This is a genomic window from Mesorhizobium sp. M1A.F.Ca.IN.022.07.1.1 (genome assembly GCF_003997575.1).
Classification (GTDB): domain Bacteria; phylum Pseudomonadota; class Alphaproteobacteria; order Rhizobiales; family Rhizobiaceae; genus Mesorhizobium.
In genome coordinates this window covers 1-9,572 of sequence record NZ_RZST01000230.1, presented here as the reverse complement: position 1 = coordinate 9,572, position 9,572 = coordinate 1, and the positions used below count along the sequence as shown (strand labels likewise).

Genomic DNA, 9,572 nt, shown 5'->3' with positions numbered 1-9,572 from the left:
GCTGTCGCGCTGCCACTATCACGACAAGGCGCAGTCGCTGCCGCGCGCGACACCCGCCGAAATTGCCGCCGTCGCGCCGAAGCAGGCGCCGCCAGTGCTGCAGGTCGAGGGGCTGAACAAGACCTATGCCAGCCATGGCCGTGCATTGAGAGCGGTGAAGGACGTTTCAGTCAGCCTCCGGCCCGGCGAGACGCTCGGGTTGGTCGGCGAGTCCGGCAGCGGCAAGACCACCTTCGCGAGGCTGCTGCTCGGCCTCGTGCCGCCGGACGAGGGCGGCAGCATCGAACTGGAGGGCAAGCAGTTGGCGCCGCGGCTTGCCAGCCGCTCGGAGGAGCAGGTCAAGGCGGTGCAGATCGTCTTCCAGAATCCGGATTCGGCGCTCAACCGTTCGCATTCGATCCGGCATATACTCAGCCGCGCTTTGAAGCGGCTGAGCGGGCTCACCGGCAAGTCGCTGGAAACGCGCCTCGAAGAGCTCGTCCGCTCGGTGCGGCTCACCGACCGGCATCTGGCCGTCAAGCCGCGGCAGCTTTCGGGCGGTCTGAAGCAGCGCGTGGCGATCGCCCGCGCCTTCGCCGGCGATCCGCGCATCGTCGTCTGCGACGAGCCTACCTCGGCGCTCGACGTGTCGGTGCAGGCGGCGATCCTCAACCTCTTGGCCGACCTGCAGTCGAAGCAGGATGTGAGCTACATTTTCATCTCGCACGACCTCGGCGTGGTGCGCTATCTGTCCGACAAGATCGCGGTGCTCTATCTCGGCCGCATCATGGAGTTCGGACCGTCGGAAGCGGTGTTTTCCGGCCCGCATCACCCTTACACGGAAGCTCTGTTGTCGGCCGTTCCGAAACTCGACCGGACGGAAAGCTCGCGCATCCGCCTCGACGGCGAAATCCCGAGCGCGGCCAACCCGCCCACGGGTTGCGTCTTCCACACGAGATGCCCTCGCAAGATCGGCGCGATCTGCGAGACGCAGGAGCCGGAACTAAGCGAGGCCGAGCCCGGGCACACAATCCGCTGCCATATTCCTTTCGCGGAGTTGGCAAGGCTGCAGAAGCCGAAGGCCGTGGAGCCGGCATAGTCGCCGCCAGACGACAACGCCTGCTGGATTCGCTGCGCCGATGGCTGGCGCAGGGCGGCAAGCGCGCTGACCGGCGCGCCCCTCCGTCAGCGACGTCCACGGCGTCCGCCGGGCGGCAAACCTCGTTTCGCCGCATAGGGGTTCCCTCGCGCCTCGATCCTGCCGGATCTCCCCCCGCCCCGCATCGTCTCGGAGTCTCGTTTTAGCTCATTCCTAAGACGACCGCCGAAATGGCGGTTGAAATATTTTTCAAACGGTCATAGGAATGTTCAAACAATGATCGCGGCGCGGGCGGCGCCAAGGACCGGAGGAAGCGACATGTCCCATCCGCAATTCGCAGCGGAACTCCTGCAGCGCGCTGAGAAACAAGGACCGATCACCATCGGTCTCGCCGGCGCCGGACAGATGGGAACAGATATCGTCGTTCAGGTCGCACTCATGCCGGGCATGCGCATCGGCGCCATTTCGGAGGTCAGGCCGCAGGCGGCGATCGATGCGGCGCTGCTGGCCGGCCATGATCGTTCCGATATTGTGCAGGCGCCCAATGCCCCGGCCATTGATCGCGCCATCGAGGGCGGCAAGATCGCGGTCACCGAGGACCTGCATGCGCTCGCCGCCGCCGGCCGCATCGACGTGATCATCGACGCAACCGGAAATCCCAACATCGGCACGCTGTTCGCGCTCGAGGTGATGAAGAACGGCAAGCATATCGTCATGCTCAATGTCGAGGCCGACATCACCATCGGCCGGTTCCTGAAGGAAGAGGCGCGCAAGGCCGGCGTCGTCTACACAGGTGCGGCCGGCGACGAGCCTGCCTGCACGCTGGAGATCATCGGCTTCGCCAAAAGCCTCGGCTTCAATATCGTTGCCGCCGGCAAGGGCAAGAACAATCCGCTGAAGTTCGACGCCGTGCCGGCCGACTACGAGAAGGAGGCGGCCGAGCGCAACATGAATGCGCGCATGCTGGTCGAGTTCGTCGACGGCTCGAAGACGGCATTCGAGATGGTGGCAATCGCCAACGCGACGGGACTGGTGCCCGACGTGCCGGGCATGCACGGCCCTACCGCGACGCTAGAAGAACTAGCTAGCGTGCTCTGCCCGCGCGAGGATGGCGGCGTGCTTCATCGCAAGGGCGTTGTCGACTATTCGATCGGCAAGGGCGTCGCGCCCGGCGTGTTCTGCATCATCGAAACCAAGCATCCGCGCGTGCTGGAGCGCATGATCGACCTCAAGGTCGGCAAGGGCCCCTATTTCACGATCTTCCGCCCTTATCACCTCACCAGCCTGGAAGTGCCGCTGTCGGCGGCGCGCGCCGTGGTCTACAAGCGCGCCGACATGGAACCGCTCGATCATCCGGTGGCCGAGGCGGTGGCGGTGGCCAAGACCAGTCTCGGCACCGGCCAGTCGCTCGGCATGATCGGCGAGAACGACTACCGCGGCTTCGCCATGACTTGGGATGACGCGCGAGCCAAGGGCGCGCTGCCGCTCGGGCTTGCTGAACGTGCCAAGGTGGTGAAGCCGGTCAAGGCCGGCGACTTCCTGACCTATGAAAACTGTGTACCCGACGATTCGATGGTGATAACCCAGATCCGCCGTCGTCTCGACCAGTCGGACGGACGGTTCGTAACCAACGCGGCCTAAAGCGCGTCGCGCGGAATCGGATCCAGGCGACGCGCTTTAGGTCCTTTTTTATGCATGTCGTTTTCGCAAAACCGCTGCACACTTTTGCGCGACATGCTCTAACCTTCCGGATCCCAGCCTGATGGACGATGTGGTAATCGGGATCGACGCCTCGACGACCGCCGTGAAGGCGATTGCTTTCGCGCGCGACGGCTCGGAGCTTTTCCAGGCACGCGAGACCTATCCGCTTTCCAATCCGGCGCCCGGCCATTTCGAGCAGGACGCCGAGCATTGGTGGGCGGCGCTGCTGTCGGCGCTGCAGCAAGTCGCCAAGGCGATCGATGCCTCACGCGTGAAAGCCATCTCAATCGCGCACCAGCGCGAGAGCTTCACGCTGATCGACAACGCCGGCAAGCCGCTCATCCCCGCCATATTGTGGCTCGACGAACGCGCCCGCCGCCAGGTGGCGCGGCTTTCGGAAGAACTGGGCCGCGAGGCGATCCGCGACTGGAGCGGCAAGCCGCCGGACCCGACGCCGGCGCTCTACGCTTTGGCCTGGCTGATGGAGCACCGGCCGCAGGCGCTGGCGGAAGCGGCCGCGCTGGTCGACGTGCACGCGTTCTTGGTCCACCGGCTCACCGGGCGACTCGTCACCAGCACGGCGAGCGCCGATCCGCTCGGCCTGCTGGACATCGCGCATGGCGTCTGGCACCCGAGGCTGGTCGAGGCGGCGGGACTGCGGCCGGAGCAACTGCCGGAGCTCGCAGCCCCTGGCGCGGTCAGCGGCACGTTGTCGGAAAGCATCGCGGCGGCGATCGGCCTGAAGGCCGGCACGCCGGTTATTGCGGGCGCCGGAGACGGCCAGGCGATGGGCCTCGGCATGGGAGTCTACGGGTCCGGCAAAAGCTATCTGTCGTTGGGCTCAGGCGTCGTCAGCGGAAATTATTCCGGCACGGTCACGACGTCGGATGCATTCCGCACGCTGGTTTCGCCGACCGGCTCCGGCTTCATGCTGGAGACGGTGCTGCGTTCCGGCATGCAGTTGGTCGACTGGATCGTGCGCACCACCGGCGCGCCTTCGGCCGCGGTGCTGGAGAAGGCTGCGAAGGATGTCGCGCCAGGCAGCGACGGATTGCTCGTCATGCCCTATTGGGCCGGCGTCATGAGCCCTTACTGGGACGGCTCGGCGCGCGGCGCCATCGTCGGCCTGTCGCTCGATCACGAGCCAAGGCATCTCTTCCGCGCGGTGCTGGAGGGCGTAGCGCTGGAGCAGGCGATCGCCACCGAGGCGATGGAGGAACAGACCGGCAAGGCCGACGCGATGATCGCGGCCGGCGGCGGCACCAATTGCGCACTGCTGATGGAAATCATGGCGAGCGTGCTCGAGCGCCCGCTCTTCGTCTCGCCGGTCAACGAAGCAGCGGCGCTGGGAGCCGCCATGCTCGCGGCCTCGGCAATCGGCTGGTTCGCGTCACCGGAAGAAGCGGCAAAGGCGATGGCGGCACGGCCGGCACGCCAGGTCGATCCTGTCGAGGCGCTTGTTCCGACCTACCGCGCACGCAAAGAAGTCTATCGTGATCTCTATCACGCGACACGCGATATCCACACGCGGCTCGGCGCGATTACCGGAACTACCGGCTAAGCAGCCCCTTGGCCGCGTCTTCGTCGGTGATCAGCACCGAGACCTTCGTATTCGCAAGTGCGGCGCGCATGACGGCGATCTTCTCCCGCCCGCCCGACACCAGGATGGTGGTCGGAATGTCGGAGAGATCCTGCAGCGGGTAGGCGCAGACGCGGCGGTTGACCTCATGGTCAACGATGCGGCCCTCGGCATCGATGAAGTGGCAGAGGATATCGCCGACCGCGCCCGCCGCCTGCAATTCCTCCAATTCGCTGGGCTTGATGAAACCGTAATTGGCGATCGGGCTGTCGTTGGAAAAGGAGCCGACGCTGAGCACGGCGATGTTGGCGCGCCGCGCCCTAAAGACCACATCCTGGACGCTGCGCTGGCTCATGAAGGCATCGCGCTGCTCCGGCCTGTCGGCATAGACGGGCACGGGCAGCAGATAGCATTCGGCGCCGATCTTCTCAGCGAATTCCCAGGCGCTCTCGGTCGGATTGAGCGGCTGCGCATGGGTGAGGCCGCCAAGCATCGAGACCACCGTGGTCCTGGCGATCGGCCGCCTGGGCAATTCGTTGATGGCGAATTTCAGCGTCCTGCCCCAACCCAGTGCGATAACGTCGCCCGCATTGACGTTGTCGGCGAGATAGGCGGCGGCGGCATGGCCGATCATCAGCGGCGCGTTGCTCCTGTCGGCAGCCGACGGCACGACCACCGCCTGGCTGAGGCCGAAGCGCTGCTTCAGGCGTTCCTCCAGCTGCACGCATTCGACGACGCTGTCGCGAATGCGGAACTGGACGACGCCCTCCTCGCGCGCGGCCGACAGAATCCGGTGCACCTTGATACGGCCGACGCCGAGGATCTCCGAGATCCGCTCCTGCGTCAGCCCTTCGACATAATAGTGCCAGGCGGCTCGGGCCTTGAGCTCGGCATCCGGAAAACGCGAGACCTTGTCGTTCTCGATCACCGCCATGCTTTATGCCTCCGTATGCGCTCGACTTCCCTATGGCAAACTGTCGGTTCACGCAAACTGCCGCCGAATGGCTGCGCGGCACTTGACAATTTTCTGATGAACGTTTTAGCTGAACAAAATTGCAGTTCAAAGATAAATTGTTCACAAGGGAGGATGCCTGGTGAACAAGAGCGGAAGGCAAGGCACGCCTGCCCGCTGACGGAGGAGACGAAGTGGCCGTGAGCAACGAGACGAGCGAGTTGAAGGCTGGCACCGGCGCCGCGCAGGCCGCTTCCGGTGCGAAGCTTTCGGCGCTGTTTGCCGGCACGATGGGACCGCTGATCGGGCTGGTGCTGCTGTGCCTGGCGCTGGCGCTGACCACCGACACCTTCCTTACGGTACGCAACATCCTCAACGTGCTCGACCAGGTGACCGTGCTCGGCATCATGGCGATCGGCATGACGCTGGTCATCCTGATCGGCGGCATCGACCTTTCCGTCGGCTCGGTGCTGGCGCTGGCCTCGATGGTGATGGGCTATGTCGCCTATCCCGACTATCTCAATCTCGGCGTCCCGGCGGGCATCGCCGCGGCGCTCGTCGTCGCCGCCCTCTGCGGCCTGGTGTCGGGCCTGCTGGTGACGGTGACGAAACTGCCGCCCTTCATCGCGACGCTTGCCATGATGTCGGTGGCGCGCGGCCTCGCCAACATGATCACCGACGGCTCGCAGATCGTCGGCTTTCCCGACTGGTTCACCAACCTCTCGATCGTGCGCCATTTCGGCTTCCTGTCGGTCACCGTCGGGCTGATGATCGTGCTGGCGATCGTCTTCGCGATCTTCCTCAATTACCGCGCCACCGGCCGCAGCCTCTACGCGATCGGCGGCAGCGCCGAGGTTGCCCGCCTCTCCGGCATTCCGGTGAAGTCGCTGACCAACTGGGTCTACGCAATCTGCGCACTGCTGGCGGGACTGGCCGGCATCGTGCTCGCGGCCCGGCTCGATTCCGTGCAGCCGAGTTCGGGCGTCGGCTACGAGCTCGACACTATCGCCGCGGTGGTGATCGGCGGCGCCAGCCTTTCCGGCGGCATCGGCTCGATCGGCGGCACGGCGATCGGCGTTCTCATCATCGGCGTGCTGCGCAACGGCCTCAACCTGCTCGGCGTGTCGCCCTTCATCCAGCAGGTGGTGATCGGCGTGGTGATCGCGCTGGCGGTTGCCACCGATACCTGGCGGCGGCGCCGCCAATAGGAATTCGCCCGGATGTCCGGGCGGAACGGATCGGTCGATCCGAGACTGGGACTGTCCGGCCGAGGGCGCCGCGATGCGCAGGCTGACAGATTGAACACCAACGGAGGAAAAACATGCTGACCAAACGTTCACTGCTGCTTGCGGCCGCGGCCATCGTCCCGCTGCTCGGCCTGTCCGATGCCGCCTCGGCCAAGGACGCCAAGAAGCTCGGCCTTGCCGTCGCCAATCTGCAGGCGGACTTCTTCAACCAGATCAAGCAGTCGGTCGAAGCCTATGCCAAGGAGAAGGGCATCGAGGTCATCACCGTCGACGCCAAGGGCGATTCGGCCACGCAGGTCAGCCAGGTGCAGGACCTCGTCACCCAGAACATCGACGCGCTGATCTATATCCCGGCCGGCGCCACCGCCGCGACCGTGCCGACCAAGACCGCGAAGGCCGCCGGCATCCCGGTGGTCAATGTCGACCGCAACGCCGACGGCGCGCCCGGCGACACCTTCATCGCCACTGACAGCGTCAACTCGGCCAAGGGCGTGTGCGACTACATCGCCAAGCAGGCCGGCGGCAAGGGCGAGATGGTGATCATCCATGGCCAGAAGGGCACGACGCCGGAAGTCGACCGCTCCAAGGGCTGCGGCGAGGCGCTCAAGGCCTACCCGGATATCAAGGTGGTCGGCGAGCTCTGGAGCGATCAGTGGCACCAGGACGAAGGCTTCAAGCTGGCGCAAGACCTGCTGCAGGCCCATCCGAATGTCTCGATCATCTTCGGCCAGGCCGACGCGCTGGCTCTGGGCGCCGCGCAGGCGGTCAAGGTCGCCAACCCCGACCACAAGGTGTGGATCGCCGGCTTCGACGGCGACGTTGCGGCGCTCAAGGCGCTGAAGGCCGGCGTGTTTGACGTCACCGCGACCCAGCAGACGCAGGGCATGGGCCGGCTAGCCGTCGATTCGGCCATCAAGATCGTGGCGGGCGAGAAGCTGCCGGCCGAGCAACTGCAGGACGCGACCCTGACCACCAAAGACAATGTCTCGCAATTCATCGAGAAGCATCCGTAAGGCGGCAACCGTTGAGAGAGCGCAACGATGTCCACTGAACCTCGCCATAGCGAAGGCCCGCATAACGGGCTCTTCGTCAACGGCCTCTGCAAGAGCTACGGACCGGTGCAGGTCCTGGCCGATGCGAGCTTCGAGGTGCGGCCGGGCGAGGTCGTGGCGCTGCTCGGCGAGAACGGTGCCGGGAAGTCGACGGTGTCCAACATCATCGCCGGTTCGACCAAGCCTGATGCCGGCACCATCATCTGGCGGGGGAAGCCCTATTCCCCCGCCAATCCCGCTGCGGCCATCGAGGCCGGCGTCGGCATGATCCATCAGGAATTGAAGCTGCTGCCGGACCTATCGGTGGCGGAGAATGTCTATGTCGGGCGGCTGCCGATGCGGGGCGGCCGCATCGACCGGGCAACCATGAACGCGAAGGCCTCGGCGCAATTGAAGCGCCTCGGCCTCGACGTCTCGCCGGAGCGCAAGGTGCGCACGCTGCGCGTCGCGGCACAGCAGCAGGTGGAGATCGCCAAGGCGCTGACGCTGAATGCCGAGCTTCTGATCCTCGACGAACCGACCGCCGCGCTCGGCGGCGAGGAGACGGAGCTGCTGTTCAAGCAAATCCGCAAGCTCAAGGCCGAAGGCATGTCCTTCATTTATATCAGCCACCGGCTGGACGAGATCGCTCAGATCGCCGACCGCGTGGTGGTGATGCGCGACGGCCGCATCGTCGCCCGGCACGAGCGCGCCGACATCCCCGTGCGCACGGTCGTCGAGCAGATGGTCGGACGCAGCGTCGAACGCATGTTCCCGAAGCTGTCGGCGCCGGGCACCGAGACAGTGCTCGAAGTCGAGAACCTGTCCTCGCCGGAGCGTAGCTTCAACAATGTTTCGTTCGCGGTGAAATCGGGCGAAATCCTGGGCATCGCCGGGCTGATCGGCGCCGGCCGCACCGAACTGGTCAGGGCGATCGCCGGCGCCGATCCAATCTCGTCCGGCGCGGTGCGGGTGGCGGGCCAGCCTGTTCATCTCAGCGGCCCCGCGGCGGCGATCAGGGCCGGCGTCGTGCTGGTGCCGGAGGACCGCAAGGAACAGGGCGTCGTATTGGAGCAGACGATCGGCGAGAACCTCGCCATCGGCAATTTCGATCATGTCGCACCGAAGGGCTGGGTGTTTCCCAAAGCGGTTCAGAGGTTCGCCGAGGCCGGCATATCGAGGCTCGGCGTCAAGGGTCGGCCGAACCAGGCGGTCTCAAAACTTTCCGGCGGCAACCAGCAGAAGGTGATCATCGCCAAATGGGTGTCGCGGCCGCCCAAGGTGTTCATCCTCGATGAGCCGACGCGCGGCATCGACGTTGGCGCCCGCGCGGCGATCTACGATGTCATCGCCGACCTTGCCCGCTCGGGCATGGCCGTGGTGGTGGTGAGCTCGGATCTCGAGGAGGTGCTGGGGCTTTCGCACCGGGTTCTGGTGCTGAGCCGCGGCCGCCAGCGCGGCATCCTCGATCGCGACGAAGCAAGCAATGTCGCCGTGATGGAACTCGCCACGAGCTGAGGGCACGGCAGATGGGAATAAAGCGCAGCAGGTGATAGCCTCCCAAGCACCGGACCGCGCGGGGCGCCAGCAGGGCTGGCGCCCCTTCTTTCAGGGAGAGGGAGAAAGATGAAACTGTTCGATATTGATGGCGACGTGGCGCTGGTGACGGGCGCCGGCAGCGGCATCGGTCAAGCGATCGCCATCGGTCTGGCGGAAGCCGGCGCCGATGTCGCCTGTTTCGGCCACAGCTCGAAGGGCGGGCTGGAAGACACGGCCGACAAGATCAGGGCGCTCGGCCGCAAGGCGCTGGTGCTGACCGGAACTGTCACATCGCAGAGCGATCTCGCGGCAGCGGTCGAACGCGTCGAAAAGGAACTCGGCGCGCTGACGATCGCGGTCAACAATGCCGGCGTCGCCGGTGCCGAACCCGCCGAGACGCTGCCGATGGAGAAGTGGCAGAAGCTCTACGACGTCAATGTCCTGT

The 9,572-nt window shown here is 65.5% G+C and carries 8 protein-coding genes; 7 read left to right on the top strand and 1 reads right to left on the bottom strand.

Features of this window, described 5'->3' with window-relative positions; translation table 11 throughout:
• The 3 genes from EOA75_RS22355 to EOA75_RS22345 form a co-directional block, all read left to right on the top strand.
• Positions 1-1,078 (top strand): oligopeptide/dipeptide ABC transporter ATP-binding protein (locus tag EOA75_RS22355; protein ID WP_164747496.1); only part of this gene is annotated, 1,078 nt, incomplete at its 5' end.
• 318 nt (positions 1,079-1,396) lie between these two features.
• Complete coding sequence (locus EOA75_RS22350) at positions 1,397-2,719, top strand: homoserine dehydrogenase (protein ID WP_127325178.1); 1,323 nt, start codon at positions 1,397-1,399, stop codon at positions 2,717-2,719.
• A gap of 121 nt (positions 2,720-2,840) precedes the next feature.
• Positions 2,841-4,340 carry an FGGY family carbohydrate kinase gene (locus EOA75_RS22345; RefSeq protein WP_127325177.1) on the top strand — a complete coding sequence of 500 codons (1,500 nt, stop codon included), beginning with the start codon at positions 2,841-2,843 and terminating at the stop codon, positions 4,338-4,340.
• Here EOA75_RS22345 and EOA75_RS22340 read toward each other — a convergent pair.
• Positions 4,330-5,292 carry a sugar-binding transcriptional regulator gene (locus tag EOA75_RS22340; protein ID WP_095800946.1) on the bottom strand — a complete coding sequence of 321 codons (963 nt, stop codon included), beginning with the start codon at positions 5,290-5,292 and terminating at the stop codon, positions 4,330-4,332. The genes EOA75_RS22345 and EOA75_RS22340 overlap by 11 nt on opposite strands.
• Before the next feature lie 239 nt (positions 5,293-5,531).
• On the opposite strand from EOA75_RS22340, the gene EOA75_RS22335 reads away from it, so the two are divergent.
• From EOA75_RS22335 to EOA75_RS22320, 4 genes are all read left to right on the top strand, one after another.
• Positions 5,532-6,518: an ABC transporter permease gene (locus EOA75_RS22335; RefSeq protein ID WP_066989390.1), complete on the top strand. Its 987-nt coding sequence runs from the start codon at positions 5,532-5,534 to the stop codon at positions 6,516-6,518.
• Between the two features lie 113 nt (positions 6,519-6,631).
• Positions 6,632-7,570, top strand: a complete 939-nt coding sequence (locus EOA75_RS22330; RefSeq protein WP_127325176.1) for a sugar ABC transporter substrate-binding protein — start codon at positions 6,632-6,634, stop codon at positions 7,568-7,570.
• A gap of 27 nt (positions 7,571-7,597) precedes the next feature.
• Complete coding sequence (locus tag EOA75_RS22325; RefSeq protein WP_095776247.1) at positions 7,598-9,106, top strand: sugar ABC transporter ATP-binding protein; 1,509 nt, start codon at positions 7,598-7,600, stop codon at positions 9,104-9,106.
• 108 nt (positions 9,107-9,214) lie between these two features.
• On the top strand, positions 9,215-9,572 hold a 358-nt coding region (locus EOA75_RS22320), incomplete at its 3' end, for an SDR family NAD(P)-dependent oxidoreductase (RefSeq protein ID WP_127325175.1).

What these genes read in the sequence shown, in the direction of transcription:
- EOA75_RS22330 (WP_127325176.1), top strand. Translation starts at nt 6,632, where the DNA reads ATGCTGACCAAACGTTCACTGCTGCTTGCGGCCGCGGCCATCGTCCCG.
- EOA75_RS22325 (WP_095776247.1), top strand. Translation starts at nt 7,598, where the DNA reads ATGTCCACTGAACCTCGCCATAGCGAAGGCCCGCATAACGGGCTCTTC.
- EOA75_RS22345 (WP_127325177.1), top strand. Translation starts at nt 2,841, where the DNA reads ATGGACGATGTGGTAATCGGGATCGACGCCTCGACGACCGCCGTGAAG.
- EOA75_RS22340 (WP_095800946.1), bottom strand. Translation starts at nt 5,292, where the DNA reads ATGGCGGTGATCGAGAACGACAAGGTCTCGCGTTTTCCGGATGCCGAG.
- EOA75_RS22350 (WP_127325178.1), top strand. Translation starts at nt 1,397, where the DNA reads ATGTCCCATCCGCAATTCGCAGCGGAACTCCTGCAGCGCGCTGAGAAA.